At 46.7% G+C, this 19,351-nt stretch carries 14 protein-coding genes; 7 read left to right on the top strand and 7 right to left on the bottom strand.

All coding sequences use genetic code 11. From position 1 onward, the window contains the following. Window positions 1-10: 10 nt before the first annotated feature. Window positions 11-448 carry a DUF4174 domain-containing protein gene (locus ACUALS_RS18155; protein WP_039474235.1) on the bottom strand — a complete coding sequence of 146 codons (438 nt, stop codon included), beginning with the start codon at window positions 446-448 and terminating at the stop codon, window positions 11-13. Window positions 449-554: 106 nt separating this feature from the next. Between ACUALS_RS18155 and ACUALS_RS18150 the strand changes: the two genes are divergently transcribed. The 3 genes from ACUALS_RS18150 (at window position 555) to ACUALS_RS18140 (ending at window position 4,343) form a co-directional block, all read left to right on the top strand. Beyond that, window positions 555-1,085, top strand: a complete 531-nt coding sequence (locus tag ACUALS_RS18150; RefSeq protein WP_454449305.1) for a GNAT family N-acetyltransferase — start codon at window positions 555-557, stop codon at window positions 1,083-1,085. Further along, window positions 1,069-1,455 (top strand): nitrous oxide-stimulated promoter family protein, encoded by a 387-nt coding sequence (locus tag ACUALS_RS18145; RefSeq protein WP_454449304.1) that lies wholly within the window; start codon window positions 1,069-1,071, stop codon window positions 1,453-1,455. The genes ACUALS_RS18150 and ACUALS_RS18145 overlap by 17 nt, the downstream gene beginning before the upstream one ends. A gap of 254 nt (window positions 1,456-1,709) precedes the next feature. Beyond that, window positions 1,710-4,343, top strand: a complete 2,634-nt coding sequence (locus ACUALS_RS18140; RefSeq protein WP_454449303.1) for a glycoside hydrolase family 31 protein — start codon at window positions 1,710-1,712, stop codon at window positions 4,341-4,343. Window positions 4,344-4,397: 54 nt separating this feature from the next. Here ACUALS_RS18140 and ACUALS_RS18135 read toward each other — a convergent pair whose 3' ends face one another. Both ACUALS_RS18135 and trxC read right to left on the bottom strand, forming a co-directional pair. Next, the gene (locus ACUALS_RS18135; protein ID WP_038217345.1) at window positions 4,398-5,558 is read right to left on the bottom strand and encodes an MFS transporter; all 1,161 of its coding nucleotides are present in this window, start codon (window positions 5,556-5,558) and stop codon (window positions 4,398-4,400) included. A 198-nt stretch (window positions 5,559-5,756) separates the two neighbouring features. Further along, window positions 5,757-6,191 (bottom strand): thioredoxin TrxC, encoded by a 435-nt coding sequence (gene trxC, locus ACUALS_RS18130; protein ID WP_038187109.1) that lies wholly within the window; start codon window positions 6,189-6,191, stop codon window positions 5,757-5,759. 126 nt (window positions 6,192-6,317) lie between these two features. Here trxC and ACUALS_RS18125 point away from each other — a divergent pair, with 126 nt between their 5' ends. From ACUALS_RS18125 to ACUALS_RS18110, 4 genes are all read left to right on the top strand, one after another. After that, window positions 6,318-7,403: a beta-ketoacyl-ACP synthase 3 gene (locus ACUALS_RS18125; protein WP_454449302.1), complete on the top strand. Its 1,086-nt coding sequence runs from the start codon at window positions 6,318-6,320 to the stop codon at window positions 7,401-7,403. A gap of 133 nt (window positions 7,404-7,536) precedes the next feature. Next, complete coding sequence (locus ACUALS_RS18120) at window positions 7,537-8,667, top strand: exonuclease SbcCD subunit D (protein WP_454449301.1); 1,131 nt, start codon at window positions 7,537-7,539, stop codon at window positions 8,665-8,667. 7 nt (window positions 8,668-8,674) lie between these two features. After that, window positions 8,675-11,716: an AAA family ATPase gene (locus ACUALS_RS18115; RefSeq protein ID WP_454449300.1), complete on the top strand. Its 3,042-nt coding sequence runs from the start codon at window positions 8,675-8,677 to the stop codon at window positions 11,714-11,716. 115 nt (window positions 11,717-11,831) lie between these two features. Beyond that, the gene (locus ACUALS_RS18110; RefSeq protein ID WP_454449299.1) at window positions 11,832-13,901 is read left to right on the top strand and encodes an ATP-binding response regulator; all 2,070 of its coding nucleotides are present in this window, start codon (window positions 11,832-11,834) and stop codon (window positions 13,899-13,901) included. A 31-nt stretch (window positions 13,902-13,932) separates the two neighbouring features. Here ACUALS_RS18110 and cqsA read toward each other — a convergent pair whose 3' ends face one another. The 4 genes from cqsA to ACUALS_RS18090 all read right to left on the bottom strand — a co-directional run bounded on the left by cqsA (window position 13,933) and on the right by ACUALS_RS18090 (window position 19,280). Further along, entirely contained in the window at window positions 13,933-15,114 is a 1,182-nt protein-coding gene (cqsA, locus tag ACUALS_RS18105) for an alpha-hydroxyketone-type quorum-sensing autoinducer synthase (RefSeq protein ID WP_454449298.1), read from the bottom strand. A 283-nt stretch (window positions 15,115-15,397) separates the two neighbouring features. Then, the gene (locus tag ACUALS_RS18100; RefSeq protein WP_038187122.1) at window positions 15,398-16,372 is read right to left on the bottom strand and encodes a TDT family transporter; all 975 of its coding nucleotides are present in this window, start codon (window positions 16,370-16,372) and stop codon (window positions 15,398-15,400) included. 112 nt (window positions 16,373-16,484) lie between these two features. Next, on the bottom strand, window positions 16,485-17,885 hold the full coding sequence (gene clcA / locus ACUALS_RS18095) for a H(+)/Cl(-) exchange transporter ClcA (protein ID WP_005471274.1): 1,401 nt from the start codon (window positions 17,883-17,885) through the stop codon (window positions 16,485-16,487). Window positions 17,886-18,296: 411 nt separating this feature from the next. Next, window positions 18,297-19,280 (bottom strand): CobW family GTP-binding protein, encoded by a 984-nt coding sequence (locus ACUALS_RS18090; RefSeq protein WP_454449297.1) that lies wholly within the window; start codon window positions 19,278-19,280, stop codon window positions 18,297-18,299. Window positions 19,281-19,351: the final 71 nt, after the last annotated feature.

Here is a 19,351-nt window from a genome sequence, read left to right as displayed (position 1 = left end):
ATCCCGACAATTATGCGGAACAGGGGCTTGCATTTTGTGCCATTTCATATTGTCGAAGTGGCATTTTATCGATTGTCGATTTAATAGAGTCCCAATTGGTTTTTTTACCCCAGCGCAGCTTTTCCATGCCATCCTTACCAACTAATACCGCGGTATGTTCACCCGGAACGACATCATAGATGTGGAACATACCACTAAGGTTGAATTCCTCTCTGACCCAACTAGGTACTGTAAATCCATCTTCCGTTATAACAAGCGTGACAACGTCACGCTCTGCCAGTTCGCACTCTATCATCAGAGTTTCGAGCAGGAACTGTTTGACATGTTCGTCATTAGTCGGGGCAAAGTAAATGACACTTCTGTGAGCCCATTTTTCCGAATGAGCTGGGTATGCTAGGGTCGTTTGCACAAAACCAAACATCAGTATTGTCAGCAGTAGAACGCGCATTGTGAGCCTCCTAGTCGCACTATCCGAGCTTTGTTGCTTTCATTTCCTATACGTTAATTGTAGGTGTTAAGCTCAGTCATTTCTGATTGTAAGAGGACATCGCATCATGGAAGTGATTCACACCTCAAGATTGAGACTTAGAATGGCGACAAAAGACGATGCGCTATTCATCCAAGACCTCTATTCAAGTGAAGACTTTAAAAGGTTTGTCGGCGACAAACAGCTTCACACCAAACAAGACGCCGAGCGCTATATTGAAGAGAACATTTTAACCATGTATCGAAACCATGGCGTATGTCTGTTGGTGGTCGAGCGCCTTAGTGACTCTACGCCCATTGGGGTTTGCGGACTAATAAAGCGCGACCAATTTGATGCATACGATATTGGCTATGGCTTTTTACCGACCTGCTATGGATGTGGCTTTGGTTTGGAGTCATCGCTTGCCATCATTGAATACGCAAAGCAAAACCCACAAATCGATGAGCTGATTGCGATCACAACGTCAGACAACATAGCCAGCCAAAAGCTACTATCTCGACTTGGCTTTACCTATGTCAAAGTCGAAAGCAAAGTGAGTGATACGATTGATCTACTCTTGTATCGATTACCTCTGAACAACCATGAAACACATCCATAGTGATATCTTGCAAGGTGCTTTACTCACGGAACACAAAACCGTGGCGGCGATGATGGCGATTTACTGCCGTGATAAGCACCATTCAAAAAGAGAGCTTTGCAGTGAATGCGCTGAACTTTTGGCTTACGCTGAGGTAAAGTTAGACCGCTGCCCTTATGGTCAAGAAAAACCGACGTGCAACAAGTGCCCGATCCACTGTTATAAACCCCAGCCCAAAGCAGCAATGAAAGCCGTTATGCGATACTCGGGGCCTAGAATGCTTCTACCTCATCCAATTCTCTCAATTCGTCATCTTTGGTTGGAGCGTCGGGCAGCTCCGGAAAGGCCACTAAACAAGATGTCAAACCGAGCCAAGCGGCGTCAAAAATAGTCGGCTCAACAACGTTTACTCTCTCTTCCCTTCAAAGTCTCAATGTTATACGCCGCGCCGCTTCACGCACATCGCTGGCTAGCTCACAAAACATCACCTTGTTGAATGCATCTCTCTATAGGCATTACCAAAGCAAAGGTTAAAGAGTGGGCGTGATATATATTTTTCCTATATGACACTAGATATAGCCTATTTTTCCAACCGATATCGACTGAGTAAACTGGCTCTAAATTACTGAATTATTGGAGTTTACAATGCGAAGAAAAACGGTGTTATACGGTGCTTTGATGACCGCTATATTAGCGGGATGTACGAATACCGAGCAGGTTTCTACGACAGAGTATTTTGAGGGAACAGCGAGCTATCAGCTTAATGCTGCCGATGTATTTCGTCTCGCAAAGCAGATAAAACAGAGGGATCTCGTAAAGTCGCTTAAGCCACTCTATGGCGAGTCTTACTACTCGGAGGAGGCATTCAAATCGGCCATTTCTACTCGCTTAAATCGTGAACTTAGTGATGAACTCTACGAAGAGTTAAAGCAAAAAGCATTGGTTGCTCCGCAAGTGCTATCGCTGGAGTTTGTCGCTGACAATACGTTGCGGGTGCGCTTCGGTCACGAGCAAGTCCCTCTGCAGCAAAAGTTACTCGATATGAGCGCTTTAACACTCTCAAGTTTAGATAAATTGGGCAAGTACCAGTGGGCGACCAGTTCATTGGTTGTTGCCGTTGAACCGACGACCTTGTGCGTTAAGATTCAAGATAAGCAAGGCAGCGAAGTTAATCAGGTTTGCCCAGCAGAATCGACAGGCTTCACCCTCCACACTGATCATGACTATCACTACCACGGACTCGGCCAAGAGTTTCAAAAAGCGGGCGACTTAGATGGTCGATGGAACCAACGAACACGCCACGCGGGAAACAAAATGGAAGGATTCAATGGCGGTGCGACTGGTAACACTATTATTCCTATTCTTTATGGTGCGAGCCCAACGCAGAGCGATTTCGCGCTCTATCTCAACAACCTTTACACTTCGGAATGGCAGTTCGATGGCCAAGAGATAAATGTAAAAGCCTCAAAAGGAGCCAGCGAAATCATTGTTATGGTCGCTCCTAAACAAAAAGCGCTGCGTAAGCAGTTTATGCAGTTGTCTGGCAAACCTCTTGTGCCGCCACGAAAGATGTTTGGTATGTGGCTGTCAGAGTACGGATTTGACAATTGGGCTGAAATGGATAGCAAGCTCGCGACACTGCGCGACAATCAGTTTCCTATTGATGGGGTCGTTATGGATCTTCAGTGGTTCGGTAATGTGAGTGGCAACGATCCAGAGAGCCAGATGGGCTCTCTTACCTGGGATAGAGAAAACTTTCCACAGCCCGAACAAAAAATAGCGCAGCTTAAACAGCAAGGAATCGGGATGGTGCTGATCGAAGAGAGCTATGTCAGTCAGGGACTTGATGAATTTAAAGCGCTCGAAGAAAAAGGCTATCTCGCCAAAGACCCAGAGACAGGGTTAGGTGCCAATGTGAACCCTCATGGGGGAGGCAACTGGTGGGGGAAAGGCGGCATGATTGATTGGTCGAACCCTGAGGTGAACGGCTATTGGCACGATTGGAAGCGCCAGCCACTGATTGATATGGGAGTCATGGGGCATTGGACCGATCTTGGTGAACCAGAAATGTACAATCATCAAGCTCGTTACTTTGGCGATCAAGCGCATGATGAAATTCACAACCTGTTTAACTACTACTGGCTAGAAGGCATCTATCAGGGCTACCAAAATAATGATGTGGACCAAAGGCCATTTATGATGTCTCGATCCGGAACAACGGGGATTCAAAAGTTCGGTGCGTCGATGTGGTCTGCGGATATTGGCTCTAATCTGACAAGCCTCGCCACTCACATTGGGCAACAAACCAATATGATGTTGTCAGGCATTGACTACTATGGGTCAGATATTGGCGGATTTCATCGTAAAGGGCTTGGGGTAATTGGCGAGAAAAAGCAAGCAGCCCTCGATGAGACGTACACTCAGTGGTTTGCCTACAGCAGTTTGTTTGATGTGCCAGTTCGCCCCCACACCGAGAACTTGTGCAACTGCAAAGAAACCGCGCCAGATCGTATTGGAGACAGAGAAAGTAACCGTAACAACCTTGCTCTGCGCTACGAGATAATCCCATACCTATACTCTCTGGCTCATCACGCCCATAAGGATGGCGAGGCGATCTTTGTGCCCGTCAGTTATGAGTTCAGCGAGGATTCAACCTTGTATGACATCCAGCATCAAAAGATGATCGGCAATCAGTTGATGAGTGCAGTGGTCGCCGAACTTGATGCCAAAGACGTTACTGTGACATTCCCGCAGGGAGATTGGTTTGATTTCCGAACCGGAACCAAGATGGATACGCTGAAAGCGCAATCCAAGACAATTGACTTATACAACGAAAATCACCAATACCAACTGCCACTGTTTGCAAAACAAGGCGCGATCATCCCTGTTTCAAAGAGTAGTGCAGGGCAATGGACCAGCGAAGTGCCTCAAGACATTACACTAAAAATCTTTGGCTTCGCCAATAATGCCTTCACGCTTGTTGAAGACGATGGCAAGACGACTGACTATTTGCATGGCGCGAAACGGGAAACACAAATCACGACGCGTGTATTTGATTCGAGTGCAACTTTGAGTATTGAATCGCTAGGGAAGTACCAAGGTATGCCATCGTCACGTGCACTTGAAGTTAACTGGATCCTAGGTGCGGAGGCACAAGTTTCTCGAATCTCTAGCAACGCAGAGCAAGCAATCACATGGAAACAATCAGGCAACCAACTTTATGTGAAGCTCGCTCAATTACCTGAGCAGGGAGAAACGACCATCACACTCGAGTTTTGAAAGTGAAACGGGCATAAAAAATAAGGAGAACATCGCGTTCTCCTTATTGATTTATTACTCGCCAGCGACCGCTTGACGTTTGGTTTTTATGCTTGCGATGAGCATGTAAACGCAAGTCGCCAGCAGCGTTGCAAACAGGTAGCCCATCAAACCTTGTTCTCCAGACATAAACCAGTCAGCGAGAACTGGACCTGCCACGGAGCCCACGCTGTAGCTAAACAGCATCACTTGTGTCGCTGATACAATGTAGCTTGCATCAAGTTTGTCGCAGCCAAGATTGATTGCAACGGGATAAAGCGCGAATGTCGCCATACCCAAGATAAACAGCCCCGCACCCAACGCATGAATACCGGAATACGCCGCGGTTAGCGCAATCGCTGCAACGCCAAGCAAGCAAAATATCGCCATCAAAAACGTGCGGCCAAAATACTTAGACATCCAAGGAACGATTGGCTGAACCGCCATTCCGCCAAGTACTACCAGTGCCATTAAGCTGCCCAAATTGTCGTTGCTAATACCGCGCTGAGAGAGTTCTAAAGGCATCAACCCGTAAACGGCGCCAAGCGTTAAGCCAGACACAATGCAACCGATGATTGCGGCGTGGTTGAGCTTCGTGATTTGTTTCAATGAGAGCGGTGAGCTGTGTTGGCTTTCAGGTTGGTCAGTTTCACCAAATAGTAGAACAACAATCGCCAACAATAGCATGGTAACAATGGCAATGAATGGCACGCCACCAGTCACACCCAGTACGCCAATCCCAAGTTGGCCAAGTGATGTGCCCCCGTACAACGAGCCCATGTATAACCCAAGGCGTTTTGCTCTTGCAGATTCGTCACCGTGCAGCAACCATGACTCAACAATCACAAACACGCCCGCTACCGCAATACCAGCGACAAAACGTGCACAAAGCCAAACCATGGATTGATTGAATGCCGGCAACAGCGCAATCGTAAACAGAAAAGCCCCCAAACAATAAACAAAAGCGTTTTTATGCCCAACCTTGGTGACTACAGGTTCGATAATCACAGCACCAACTAGTAGACCCGCGTAAAACACACTGGCTAACCAACTGGCAAGGGAAGATTCCAAGCCATAATGTGGCAGCATTAAAGGAATCAAGCTCATTAAATAGCCTGACGCTACCGCATAAAGAGCAAGCGCAATAACAGGTACAGAAATGCGTGCTTTTGGAGCAGGAGCAAGGGTGTTTTCCAACGTCGTGACCTCTGGTTGATGGAGCGAAAATAATCAGAATTTGGCGCGACTATGGGGTTAAATGGGGGAGAGGTAAAACGATAAATATTGTTCGAGACGATAAAAGATGCTTATCGTTATCTATGTGTAGAAAATGAATAATTAAAGCCGAAATTTTTGCTCATTTCGGCTTTCTAGGTTGCTAATTTAATCTGTATGCTACTTCAGTAGAGCTTGGTTTAACCATTGATCAAATTGACCTTTAGGAAGAGCGCCGTTAATCATATCGACTCTTTTCCCATCTTTAAACACCATAATGGTTGGAATGCTTCTAATTTGATATTTAGCGGCGATATTTTGCTGAGATTCGGTATCGACTTTTACAAATCGTACACTTTGTGCTCGTTCAGAGGCAACATCAGAAAATACAGGAGCAAACCCAACACATGGGTTACACCATGGTGCCCAAAAATCGATCACCACTGGCTGTTTTGACTCAAGCAACGCGTCTAGATTTTGCTCGGTCCCTTCAATTGGCGCGCCATCTAACAATGAAGTTTGGCATTTACCGCAGTTTGGGCTCTCTGACACTCGCTCTGTAGGAACGCGATTGACGCCTGAACATGACGGGCATCGTGTATTAAATGTAGACATGACTTTTCTCTTTCTATTTGTAATTGCTGTGACACTAGTTGTTTCAATAGGATGACACCACCCACCAACGCTAGTTATACTCTGAAAAGGTCGAGTGACTCAAATAAGAAAACGAAAAGGCTCAGAATGACAACTTTTTTTGCAGAAATTACTGGCTGGGGCAAGTGCCTACCTCCAGCTACGCTCTCCAATGATGATCTAAGCACATTTATCGATACCTCAGATGAATGGATCCGAACTAGAACGGGGATCGAAAATCGCCGTATTAGCCACGTCGAAACCTCTGATATGGCGACCGTTGCCGCGAAACATGCACTGGCTTGTGCTGGAATTAGCGCCGATGACGTTGATTTGCTCATCGTCGCGACTTGCTCGCCTGATTCACTGATTCCGAACATTGCCTCGAAAGTGTCGCAAAACCTTGGGATGAAAGCGACCACAGCGTTTGATTTGAACGCTGCTTGTACAGGTTTCGTGTACGGCTTGGAAACGGCGACGCGTATGATTCAAGCAGGCAACTACAAACATGCAATCGTGATCGGTGCAGAGCGTCTTTCTTTCTACATTGACTGGACGAAGCGTGACACCGCTGTATTGTTTGGTGACGGTGCTGGTGCAGTCGTGCTCTCGCGTACTGAGCAACAGCTTGGCTTGCAACATGCACAGCTCGGGTGTGACTCGGCAGGACGCGATATTCTTGCGGTACCAAAATTTGGCACATCAATGGACCGCTTTGCCGCTGACAATGGACATTGGGACTTCAACTTTGTTGGCAAAGAGATTTTTAAACGTGCCGTTAAAGGCATGGGCGCAGCGGCTCACAGTGTTCTGTCGAGAAGTCAGCTAGCCACCGATGACATTGACGTGGTCATCCCACACCAAGCGAATATTCGCATTATTCAAACACTGTGTGATATGTCTGGAATCAGCCAAGATAAAGCCTTCGTCAATATCCAGAAGTATGGCAACACCTCTGCTGCTACGGTTCCGATTGCACTGTGTGAATCTTTGGAGCAAGGCGTTGTTAAACCGGGCGACAATTTACTACTTGCCGCATTTGGTGCGGGTCTCACTTGGGGCGCAGGCCACATTAAGTGGGGTGACCGAGTGACGCCGATTGCACAAAGTGATGCGGTATTGCCTGATTGCGATAAAACCGCACTTGAATTGCTTAAAACGGCGATTGAGTTTTGCCATAGCCGCGCAGAGTAAAGCAACGCCTCAAAACAGAAAGCCGCGTATCATTCGCGGCTTTTTTACGCGACTAGCAAAGAAAAAGCGGAGGCATAACCGTAAAGAAGACAGTATCATAGAGCGCAAATCATAAGAATGATAAAGGGCGTTCATGAAGTTTCTGCACACCTCAGATTGGCATTTAGGTCGACAATTCCACAACGTTTCATTACTCGACGATCAAGTGGTTGTTCTTAACCAAATCGTCGATTACATCAAGCAAAATCCCGTTGATGCGTTAGTCGTCGCGGGCGATATTTACGATCGCTCAGTACCACCAACCGCCGCGATAGAAGTCATGAACCGCTTCGTCAACCAAGTGTGTGGTGAGTTAAATCTGCCAATCATCTTAATTCCGGGCAACCATGACGGTGCTCAGCGACTTGGTTTTGGCTCTGGCCGAATGAAAAGTGCAGGACTTCACATTCTGTCTGACTTTGAGCAGATGCTAACCCCGGTTGTTATTGAGTCAGAGATTGGTCCCGTTGCATTCTACGGCATGCCATATAGTGACCCAGAGCAAGTTCGCCACCACTTTAAGCAGTCGGTGTCGACACACGATGAGGCTCATCAACTGCTCACTCAGCAAATCTGCCAGCAATTTCAACCTTCACACAAGAATGTACTAATCAGTCACTGCTTTGTAGACGGTGCCATTGAATCAGACTCAGAACGTCCTTTGTCCATTGGTGGTTCAGATCGCGTCAGTCACGAGCATTTCACTTCATTTGATTACGTCGCACTAGGGCATCTTCATCAGCCACAGAAAAAGGGTGAAGAGTATATTCGCTATTCCGGTTCCTTGATGAAATACAGCTTCTCGGAGCAGCATCAACGAAAAGGCATGACGCTGGTTGAGTTGGATGAGTCGGGTTTCAAGCAGTCTACCCACATTGACCTAACGGCGCCTCATGAGATGCGTATCTTGGAAGGCGAAATGGAAGAACTTCTCTCTGCTGGCCAAACTGATCCTAAGTTTGATGATTATCTACTGGTCCGTTTGTTCGATAAACACGCGATTCTAAATCCAATGGACAAACTACGCGCAGTGTATCCAAATGTGTTGCACCTTGAGAAACCCGGCATGTTAGTAGGGGTTGAACAGCAGATGGCCAAAGCCAAATTGGCAAGAAGTGAAATGGATATGTTTCGTGATTTCTATTTAGAAGCACAAGATTCAGCGCTCAGTGATGAACAAGAAAGTGCACTCTCTGGCATCATCAAACAACTGACAAAGCAGTAAGATCACTATGAAACCAATTAAACTCGTACTACAAGCGTTTGGTCCGTTTGCCCAAAAGCAAGAGATTGACTTCACTCAATTGGGATCAAATCCGCTGTTTCTCATCAACGGACCAACCGGATCGGGGAAAACGTCGATTCTTGATGCAATCTGCTTCGCGTTGTATGGCGAAACGACGGGAAATGAGCGTCAAGGCATTCAAATGCGCAGTGATCTTGCTCCGCTCTCAGTGCCAACAGAAGTGACATTAGACTTTGCGTTGCAAGGAAAGACGTACCGAGTAACACGTTCTCCCGAGCAAGAAGCGCCCAAAGCTCGCGGTGAAGGGACAACCACACGAAAGCACACGGCGTCTTTGTATCAACTGGGTGAGCCAGAAGTTCTAATCACCAGTAAAACAGCGCAAGTGAAAACGGAAGTCACTGACCTACTGGGGTTGAACGAAACCCAGTTCCGTCAGGTAATGGTGCTGCCTCAAGGTAAATTTCGAGAATTACTGCTCGCAAGCTCGAAAGATCGTGAAGAGATCTTCGGCCAGCTTTTTCAAACCGATATTTACAAGCGGATAGAGTATTCGCTGAAAGATAAAGCCAGTGCGATAAGCAAAGCGAAGAACGACTTTGACCATCAAATCCGTGGCGCGCTAAAGGTTGCGGAAGCCGAGTCTGAATCTGAGCTTAAACAACAACTGACCCAGTTAAAAGCCGCACTAGAACAAGCGACAGCCCAAGAGCACGATGCGGCTGCGCAGCTGCAAGCGAAAAAACAAACGCTTCAGCAAGCTCAAACTATTCAACAGCGCTTTAGTGAACTAAGTGCGGCCTCTAAATCATTGGCTGAACATGTTGCTGCGGCAGACCGCTTTACAGAAAAGCAGCATCTTGTCGATATGGCGATAGCCGCCAATGGTTTAGCTTTTACCCATAGCCAGTGGAAGCAGAGTGCTTTGCAGTCTGAGCAGGCAGCGAATCAACTCACCAATGCGAAAGAGAAACTGACCTCAATTAAGAAAGAGGTTGAGAATTCTGCTGCCCAGGAAAAACAGGCAGCAGAGCAAGTCGCGACAGTACCAGCGCTCAACGATGAGCTTTATACTTTACAAACCATTAAATCCAAGTTGTCTGAAAAACAGCGGGTTGATGCTCAGTGCACATCACTGGAAACGTTAGCCGCCGAGCAACAACAGACGTTAACGCAGTACATCGCGCACAAACAAAACCTCGAACAACAAGCAGAAGAGGGCAAGGCGAAATTTGAGCTCGCAAGGCAACAGCATCATGAGAAGCCTGCCGTTGAAGCAGCAATTGCACGTTTACAGCGTTCGATGTCGGATCTGCAAAAGTTTACTCAACTCAAAAATGAGCTTGCTAGCCAGCAGAAACAGCTTACGCCGCTCGAAATTCAGTTGGCGAACGCGAATCAAGCCTTATTGGAAGCCACACAACAGGCTGATAGGCTCGATTGGGCTTGGCATAGTGCTCAAGCAGCGGTATTGGCACTAAAGCTTCAAGATAAGGTGCCATGCCCTGTGTGTGGCAGCGAGGAGCACCCCAATCCAGCGCGATTTGATGGCGAAGAGATTACAAAAGAGCAGGTCGAACGAGCTCGTGCCAAGGAGCGACAAGCGCTGAATACCCAGCAGCAGGCGATGAGTTCCCTTGAGCAGCAGCAATCGTTAACCGCTGCGAGTGAAAAGCGAGTCGCTGAGACGGCGGCAGAACTTGGAACACTAGTGCAAGCCGACCACGTCGCGCTTGAAGAGGAACTGAAATCTAACCAGAGCAAGCTCAAAGAGATCGAATCGCTTGATTTAGCAAACTTGGAGCGAAGCGTCACAGAGCTTATCCAGCGCAGTGACAATGGTGAGCGCAAGATTGCAGAGCTCAAAGAGGTGATGTCTGCGACGCAAGCACAATTAACTGGATTACGAGAGCAATCGACAGTGCTAGCTAAAGAGATCGGTAAAACGTACCAAGAGGCAAGTGTAGTCGACCACGCTTTAGCTCAATTAAAACAGCGTATTGACAGCATCAACCATGCGCACGATCTTGCGCAGAAACAGTTCCAAGCCGTGTCCAACCAGCACTATGAACTTGAAGGGCAGGTGAAAACGCTCAGCGAACACTGCGAACAAGTGACGTTGGCATTAACCAGTAACGCTCAATCTTGGCAGCAGGCGCTGGATAAGAGTCAGTTTTCTGATGAAGCGGCATTTCTCGCTGCAAAAGCGCACGATGAGCAGTTGAAGCAATGGCAAGACGAGATACAAAGCTACCAACAGACGCAAATCAAACTCGAGCAGACAGTAGAAAACTTGACCGAGAGCATAAAAGATCAAACCGAACCAGATATGGCGGCGCTGAATGCGCAACATGCTGAGGTCGAATCGCGTTATCAAACAGCTCGTGCTGAGTTAGATATTACTCGCTCTGCTTATGAGCGCGTTAACAAGGTATGCGAAGATATTTCACTGCTGCACCAAAAGAATGCCGAGTTGGAAAACGAGTACAAGGTATTTGGAACCCTTTACGATGTGGCGAGTGGCAAAACAGGCAGTCGCGTTAGCTTACACCGCTTTGTGCTTGGTGTGTTGCTTGATGATGTTCTGATTCAGGCTTCTCAGCGTTTGAGTCTAATGAGTAAAGGGCGCTACATCCTATTACGCAAGACCGAAGGCTTTAAAGGCGCAGCCGGACGAGGTTTGGATCTGATTGTCGAAGACGGCTACACAGGCAAAACGCGAGATGTGGCAACGCTCTCTGGCGGTGAGTCATTCATGGCGGCGCTTTCTCTCGCGCTCGGGCTTTCGGACGTGGTTCAATCTTACAGCGGCGGCATCCGTCTTGATACCTTGTTCATTGACGAAGGGTTTGGCAGTCTCGATCCAGAATCACTTGATTTGGCCATTCAAACCTTGGTTGATCTTCAGCAGTCGGGAAGAACCATCGGTCTTATCTCACACGTCTCTGAACTAAAGGAGCAAATGACACAGCGTATCGACGTAGAGCCAACCAAACTTGGTAGCTCCATCAAACTCGTGTCATCTTAGCGGAAGATTGGGAGCTCAAATATGGAGGGCTCCCAAGATATGTGCTAATTGTTAATTGAATAAACCCATAAATATAAAAGCAATATAGATAGTCAGCGAGTCGGATAGGTGATTAATGGACGCATTTCGCGTAGCAATCCAAGACACGGTCAACAAAATTTACCAGTACGCAGAGCCTAACCTTACCTTAGTTGGCTGGATGGGGCTGCTAGGGTTTCCTACATACTACTACGTATGGAGCTATTTATTTCCGCAATCATACGAAAGTTTGGCATTAAGAACGTTTTGTTCTTTGCTGTTCGCCGTTATTGCGTTTCGCAATTATTTGCCTGAGCACTATCGGCGCTATATGCCGTATTACTACCTCGTTGCCATCACGATCTGTTTACCGTTTTTCTTCTTCTACATGATGTTGAAAAACGACTGGTCAACGATCTGGGCGATGTCATTTATGTCGTCCATTTTCCTGCATATTTTGCTCGTGCATCAAACGCGTATTGTGTTGGCTCAAGCGGGGGGGGCCATTTTCATCGCTATTGTGCTTGTTTATGGTGCCGATATGAATAAGGCGCTGAACGATGTGGTTTGGCCCTATATTCCTATTTTCCTGTTTACCTATGTGTTCGGTAATTTGTTCTATTTTCGAAACCAAGCCGAGCACGAGAGCAAGGTGTCGATTGCCAAATCATTTGGCGCTGGTATTGCCCATGAAATGCGCAACCCATTAAGTGCGCTTAAGGCGTCTATTGAAGTGCTGAGCTCCATTTTGCCACCGGATAAAAGTGGCTCTCAAAGTGGTATCAGTATATCAACGCACGAACTGTCGATGGCCAGAGAGGTTCTTGACGACGCTGATGAAGTGATTCGCAACGGCAATGAAGCCATCGATCTGCTGTTAACATCGATTGATGAGAATCGAGTGTCGACGTCTACGTTTAGGAAACACTCCATTGCTACGGTCACGCGACACGCGCTTGAGAGCTTCCCTTACAAAAGCGGCCATGACAAATCTGCGGTGGAGCTGGTTGTCGAGCAAGATTTCGACTTCTTCGGTAGTGATACCTTAATCAAATACGCACTCTACAACCTGCTCAAAAATGCGTTTTACTACCAAGCCGACAATGATTTTAAAATTGTAATTACGCTCACCCGCCGTGATGATAAAAATCGGATGATTTTCCACGATAACGGCGTCGGTATTGCCCCTGATGTTATCGAGCATATTTTCAAGGATTTCTATACCTTTGGTAAGACCGGCAGCTACGGGCTTGGCCTGCCTTTCTGTCACAAAGTGATGGTGGCGGTTGGTGGAATGATTGAGTGTGATTCGATACTGGATGAATGGACGCAATTCACGCTCACGTTCCCAGAATATAAATCTAATGCGGTAGGGTCGATCAAACTCGATCTGATGAAGTCAAAATCTATCCTTCTCATTGGCGAACAAGGAACCTTTAGTAATATTTTAAATGAACACGCGTTTTATCAAGGGTTTCGATTTATCACCTTGGACCTTGAGGCGGCGAGTAAAAAACAAGAATATGAATTCGAATTTGATGTCATTTTTATCGATTTCGACATTGCGCTCAAAACGCCAAGCTTAATGAATGAACTTGAAGCAAAACTGCACTTTACCGAAGGACGCATCGCACCGTTATTCCAAAGTGATCACTCGTATCACGACGATATTGAGCGCCACCTGTCCATCTATCCGGTTGAGAAAGAGCGCTTGAAGCAAGATCCCGATAGCGTGCTCGATCAACTTCTGTTTGAACAGCTCGAACCGAGCCGAAGCGTTATTCCAAAGAAACGTGTTTGCCATGGGAAAACCATCGTTATTGCGGACGACAATCAGTCTCTACGTGCTTACACGTCGATTTTGTTGGAGCAACAAGGGTTTGAAGTTATCCAAGCTCAAAATGGTCATGAAGTGATCGAAAAGCTTCAACAAAGCCCTGTAGATTTGGTGATTATGGACATCGAAATGCCGTCTCTTAATGGATTAGAGGCGGCCAATGCAATACGAAATTCAGCCAGTGAGTATGCCAATGTCCCAATTCTTGGTCACACGGGAGACTCAACGGCGCTTGCCATCGATAAAATTCAACAAGCGGGCATGAATGACTATGTCATCAAACCCGCGGGCACCGATGTTCTGCTCGACAAGATTGCCAACTGGATTTAGGTGCCTTCACTTCGAAGGCACGTCGGCGTGACTAAAGAATGTATAGGTTGGGTTGCTGACGGGCCGATTGAACCGCAGCGATGATCTGGTCCAGTTGTCGTTGTGTGGTGCTGCTGTTTAATGAGAAACGAATGATGTTTTTGTTAGGAGTGGTTGCTGGCTGACAAAAAACGGCGCCAAATACGTGTTTACTCTCTAGGAAATCTCGTACGTTTTCTGTGTTTCTCTCATCACCCGTTTCAAGCGTGACGATTTGTGACTCGCTACGAATCGTTACGCCAATTTGCGTCAGTTTTTGTTTCAAATAACGACTGATTTTGCGCAAGTGCTCACGCTGGTGGTTACTTTGGCGAATGATCTCTAAGGTTTTGTCGAGTCGCTCAATTTCATAGGGCAACATGGCTGAGCTAAACACCGCTGGGTAGCCAACAAATGGAATGCACTCATTTGCTCGATTGTTGCACCAAATCGCTCCCGCACGATAGGCAAACGTTTTCGCTAAACTTGCGGTCATAAAATCAACTTGGTGGCTGAGTTTGAGGCTCTTGAGCAAACCTTCACCATGCTTGCCATGAGTACCAAGGGAATGGGATTCGTCTATAACCAGAGCGCAGCCATTCTCCTTCGACATTAAGACAATATCGATGAGAGGGGCAACCGTACCTATTGTGCTATATACCGAATCAATCAAGACTAAACCGGGTCCATGGCGGCGAATCAGCTTTTGTAAGTGACGGACATTGTTGTGCATAAACGGGTGGATGTTTGCCCCTGCAATTCTTGCCCCTTCCCAAAGTGACATGTGGGCAAAGAAGTCAATATACACCTGGGTTTCGCTATCACAGATGGTTTGCAGTAAGGCTAGGTTTGCTGACCAGCCCGATTGAGATAATAAACAGGAGCTAAATCCTGTGTAGTCTGCCAGTTTGCGCTCGAGCGCAGGTTTTCTATCTTCACTTTGCAGGAACACGCCAGACATGACGGATGTGTGTCGTTTTTCGAGAATGGCTTCGGCGTGACGGTGAATGATCTCGGGATGGTTCGCGAGATCAAGATAATCATTGCTTTGCAGTACAATATCGTCATCGTTGGGCTGGGCACCCATCACCAAATGTTTACCGTTTTGATGGCAGTTAACGAGCTTCGCTAAGTGATGTTCTATCTTTTTGTTTATGAATTCTGGAGATGGAGGGCATAGGTTTAGCGTATTCATAATCGTATATCCTTTATTTGAAACCATGTGCCAGCTGACGAAAGAATATATGAATGAAATTTAATAATGTTTCTAGCTAAGATAATTATATTTTCGTGGTAGGTTACAAACAAAAATATCAACTATAATGCATAAGGGAAGTCTTCCCTAGGCTACGGCACTATAACTTACTGAAAATTCGGCGATAAAAGTTAGCCTTTTGCAACGTTTCGGGTTCAGAAAAACGCGTACAAAAGCAGGCTAGGGCGGAAATTGTTAAAGGATAGAAATAGCAAATAGATGGCTAGTTTGCCGCTTGATTAGTGCGGTCGGAAGAAAACAGCTCAGGCCAGTACATTTTTACGTAACCCACCGAAACCCAAATCACCAATCCTGTCGCGACACTTAACTCGAATAGTCCAAAATGGTGGAGCCAATGCCATTGCGGGTGATATTGCTCAAAGAAGCTGGTGAGTCGATGCATTGCAATGGCGCTGATGACAGACGGAAACGTAACCGCTGCAATAGAGGGCTGAAACTTAAGCCTTAGTAATCTGAAGTAACACAAGTAAATAAACAGCGTCATGGTGACCGCTATGCCAGCGAGAGCACCGGTAAGGATCGGGTCTGGCTGCGGAAAGTTCACTAAGTAGGTCGCCAGCGTCAGGTTAATTGGCGCGGCCATAATAGCAAGTGTGGGTCTGGCGCGTCTTGGCAGCATCCCTTCAAACATCAAGCGATAAAGTACCAGCGGCAGCATGAAAAAATAGATCGCGATACAAACTGATACCAAGGTTTCGGAGAATACGGTATGACCAAACTGAGTGCCAGCCAGCGAGCTACTGATAAGCCCAACGGGATACAAGAACCAACTAGGGACGATGTTCGATATTTTGAAGTTGGTTAATTGGAAGCCAAAGAACATCACCATCATGGTGAGGTGCAGTAATAACGCCGCAAACCAAAGCGGGTAGGCGACAACGGGTGAAATCACCGCTAAATAATCGCATAGAATCAGTAGTGCCATGCTCATTGGTGCCATTAAGCTGCCACTAAGCGGATTGCGAATATCGTTAATGAATGTATTCGCATTGGTGAGGTATTTAACTAAGACAGGAAACAGCAATATCGCGCCAAGAGAGGCGAGATAGGGACGCACAAACTCACCAACTTCAGGAATATACAAGAACCACGCGTGTCCCAATCCAATAACACCCAGTGCAAGTGCGGCTTGCGATGGGGGTACACTCTGAAATTGTGTTAAGCGTCTCCAGTTCAACGACCTATTCCTACTGTGTGCGAGTAAATGCTCTAAAAATCGATCGAAGGTTTTGCGAGTTACCGATTTTTCTGCGCAGATGATAACAAGCCAAACGGTTGCGATGCAATTATCATTTCACTTCGCTAGGGAGGTCTTCCTGTCTTAACTTCTCATTTTTAAGAGTTCTGTGGAGTAATTGACTGTAGATCGGCTGCCCACCGAGCATTTGAGCAAAGACCACTGCACCTAAGCTGGTGATGATCAAAGGAAGTATCAAGTAGTAATTGTTGGTCATTTCGATGACCAACAGTATTCCTGTAATTGGCGCTCTCACGGTGGCGGCAAACAGTGCGCCCATTCCTGCAATTGCAAACATACCGGGCTCGATCATCAAGTCAGGTAACAGTTGATGCGCAATCAGACCAAACGCATAGCCAAACAAGGTGCCCAAAGCTAACATTGGCGCAAAGATACCCCCCGGAGCGCCCGAACCAAAACAGATCATGGTTGTGGCGATACGAGCGACAAAAAGCAATAGAAGAAATCCTGCGGTATAACCGCCGCTGGCAATATTAGGAATCAAGGTGATTCCGCCGCCTGTAATCTCTGGCATGTAAAGTAGAGTGATGCCGAAGAATCCTCCAATTAAGCTACCGGTAATCAAATAGCGCTTACGTTCGTTTTTGTGGATTCTGGCAAAGAAATCTTGTGACAGTGTCACTAATTTATTGAAAACAACGCCAAAGATACCAAACATAATCCCAAGTAAGAGAAAGAGCCAAAGCGCTGGTAACTCCGGTGGCTGATACTGAGGTAAGGTAATGACGGCTGATTGCCCATTAATAGCGCGAAAGACAATATTGGCTGAAACCGCAGAAACAATGACCGCTTTTATCGAGATTAATGAATAGCGAAACTGAGGGCGCATCTCTTCAACGACAAACATAATCCCCGCTAAAGGTGCATTGAATGCTGCTGCTAAGCCACCGGCAGCGCCGGAGGCCAATAGGCTGTGTTTGGTGTCGTCATCTTTGACTCGAAAGATATCGGTTACCATGCGACCAATCGCGCCGCCCATCTGAACCGTCGGGCCCTCGCGACCAAGCACCATGCCGGAGCCGAGCGTGCCCATACCGCCAAAAAATTTAACGGGGATTACTCGCCACCAGCGCACCGGGCGAATGCCATCCATCGCACCTTCGATTTCCGGTATCCCAGATCCGGCGGCTTCAGGCGCGAATCGATGCACCAAAAAATAGCCAATGAATGCCAGCGAAGCGCTAATTAAAAATGCGCTTAACCAGAGTGGTAGAGCGCTTCCAATAGAATCTTTCAGCCAGTCGGTACGGGTTTCAGAAACAAAGTGCACCGCCAACTCAAATAGAGTGCCAACAAAACCAGCAAGAACGCCAACGATGATCGAAAGTAACAAGACTGAAACGGGCGTTTTGTCTTTGGAGAGAAATTGATTGATCGCGTCCTTGGGTACTGCTGCGAGTAGGGACTGCTTGAATTTCTCTCTTTTTGTCATGGAGTGTTTTGCCTCGTACGATAAGCGGTGGAAATGATGTTACGGCAAATTATACGCCGGTCTATGCGTAACTATAGCGACAAGAATGGAATATTGATTTTCAAATATGACAATTTATTGAGACTCGTGGTGAATCGAGAGGATTTAATTATCGGATCGGTATCACAGAACCGATTAAATACGGGAGAGGATCAGCTTGCAAACTGGTGGTTTTGAACCATAGTTAAAGGGTAAGACAACTCGAACCAACCCGCATGGAGGAAATAGTGTCTTACCTACAATTTGGATGGATTCAATGATAAAAATTGAAAATCCTCGTTTTATATCGAGTGGCGTAAGTCGCACTCGATTCGCAGACTCACGATTGAGTAACGAGGGATAGGGCGCACTGAATGGTGCGCCTTTTGTCGTTTAGAGAGAGTCGATATTTGATATGCGTTTTAGCACGCCTTCTAACTCATCCCAAGGCAATAATTGGCTATCAATGACCTCTAGTCGGCTTTCAAACCCTTCAAGAGACATTTGGTTCACCGAAACCACGCCATTGCTAACATTGAATGCAAAGCAGCCGTTGTTCGTATTGAGCACACCTTTTACGCGTTCAGCGGTAAGGTCAGATAAAACTGAGAAAAGGTCATCAAAGTCGAACTCGACTTCAGCACCAAATATCCAGCCACAGCTAAAGTAACCCTGTCCTTTGTTTTCTTTACGGACAAAGGTTTGGTTTGGTGGCAACTGAAATTGCGGCTCTTGTTCGGCATGCTCGTGGTGATGCGACTCAACCTCATTCGACTCAGTAGGGTTTCGGCGCGGACTATCGAGTAACTCGATTGGGAAATTGCCTTGCTTTACCAGCTGGCTAAAGATTTTCGGCGGGGATTGATCGGTAACCCAATCGTTAAATGCGTCAACATCACCCACGTGACATTCATCCACCTTATTGCCGATTACAATGTCGGAGATGGCTAACTGATCATTAAAGTTTTGATTCTCAAGATATTTGGGATTCGAAAGGTTACGTGGATCAACCAAGCCAATTGTCGCTCTTAGGTCGATGTAATCTTTAAACTGACTAGACGTCAACGTAGCAAGAACTTTATGTGCGTGGCCAAGGCCTGTAGGTTCAACGATTAGACGATCTGGGTTGGTACGTAGCAGGGCGGTGATAGCGACAGACATCGGCACACCAGCGGCGCAACACATGCAACCGCCAGGTACTTCTTTAATCAAAGCGCCTTGATCGGTCATTAGCGCGCCGTCGATACCAATTTCACCAAACTCATTAACCAGCACAGCCCAATTTTCACTTTCGGGCTTGTTCTTGAGTAGATTCAAAATGGCCGTTGTTTTCCCCGTGCCAAGAAAACCGGTGATGATGTTGGTTGGAATTCTCATAGAAAACTTCTCATTGTTTGTTTTGTTACACTATAACAAAAACTCAATCTTTGTGATCAAAAAAGGGCAGT

The organism is Vibrio sp. NH-7 (genome assembly GCF_053643215.1).
The sequence above is the reverse complement of the archived record's forward strand: the minus strand, read 5'-3'. Positions and strand labels throughout refer to the sequence as shown.

What these genes read in the sequence shown, in the direction of transcription:
- ACUALS_RS18155 (WP_039474235.1), bottom strand. Translation starts at nt 448, where the DNA reads ATGCGCGTTCTACTGCTGACAATACTGATGTTTGGTTTTGTGCAAACG.
- ACUALS_RS18150 (WP_454449305.1), top strand. Translation starts at nt 555, where the DNA reads ATGGAAGTGATTCACACCTCAAGATTGAGACTTAGAATGGCGACAAAA.
- ACUALS_RS18145 (WP_454449304.1), top strand. Translation starts at nt 1,069, where the DNA reads ATGAAACACATCCATAGTGATATCTTGCAAGGTGCTTTACTCACGGAA.
- ACUALS_RS18140 (WP_454449303.1), top strand. Translation starts at nt 1,710, where the DNA reads ATGCGAAGAAAAACGGTGTTATACGGTGCTTTGATGACCGCTATATTA.
- trxC (WP_038187109.1), bottom strand. Translation starts at nt 6,191, where the DNA reads ATGTCTACATTTAATACACGATGCCCGTCATGTTCAGGCGTCAATCGC.
- ACUALS_RS18125 (WP_454449302.1), top strand. Translation starts at nt 6,318, where the DNA reads ATGACAACTTTTTTTGCAGAAATTACTGGCTGGGGCAAGTGCCTACCT.
- ACUALS_RS18120 (WP_454449301.1), top strand. Translation starts at nt 7,537, where the DNA reads ATGAAGTTTCTGCACACCTCAGATTGGCATTTAGGTCGACAATTCCAC.
- ACUALS_RS18115 (WP_454449300.1), top strand. Translation starts at nt 8,675, where the DNA reads ATGAAACCAATTAAACTCGTACTACAAGCGTTTGGTCCGTTTGCCCAA.
- ACUALS_RS18110 (WP_454449299.1), top strand. Translation starts at nt 11,832, where the DNA reads ATGGACGCATTTCGCGTAGCAATCCAAGACACGGTCAACAAAATTTAC.
- cqsA (WP_454449298.1), bottom strand. Translation starts at nt 15,114, where the DNA reads ATGAATACGCTAAACCTATGCCCTCCATCTCCAGAATTCATAAACAAA.
- clcA (WP_005471274.1), bottom strand. Translation starts at nt 17,885, where the DNA reads ATGACAAAAAGAGAGAAATTCAAGCAGTCCCTACTCGCAGCAGTACCC.
- ACUALS_RS18090 (WP_454449297.1), bottom strand. Translation starts at nt 19,280, where the DNA reads ATGAGAATTCCAACCAACATCATCACCGGTTTTCTTGGCACGGGGAAA.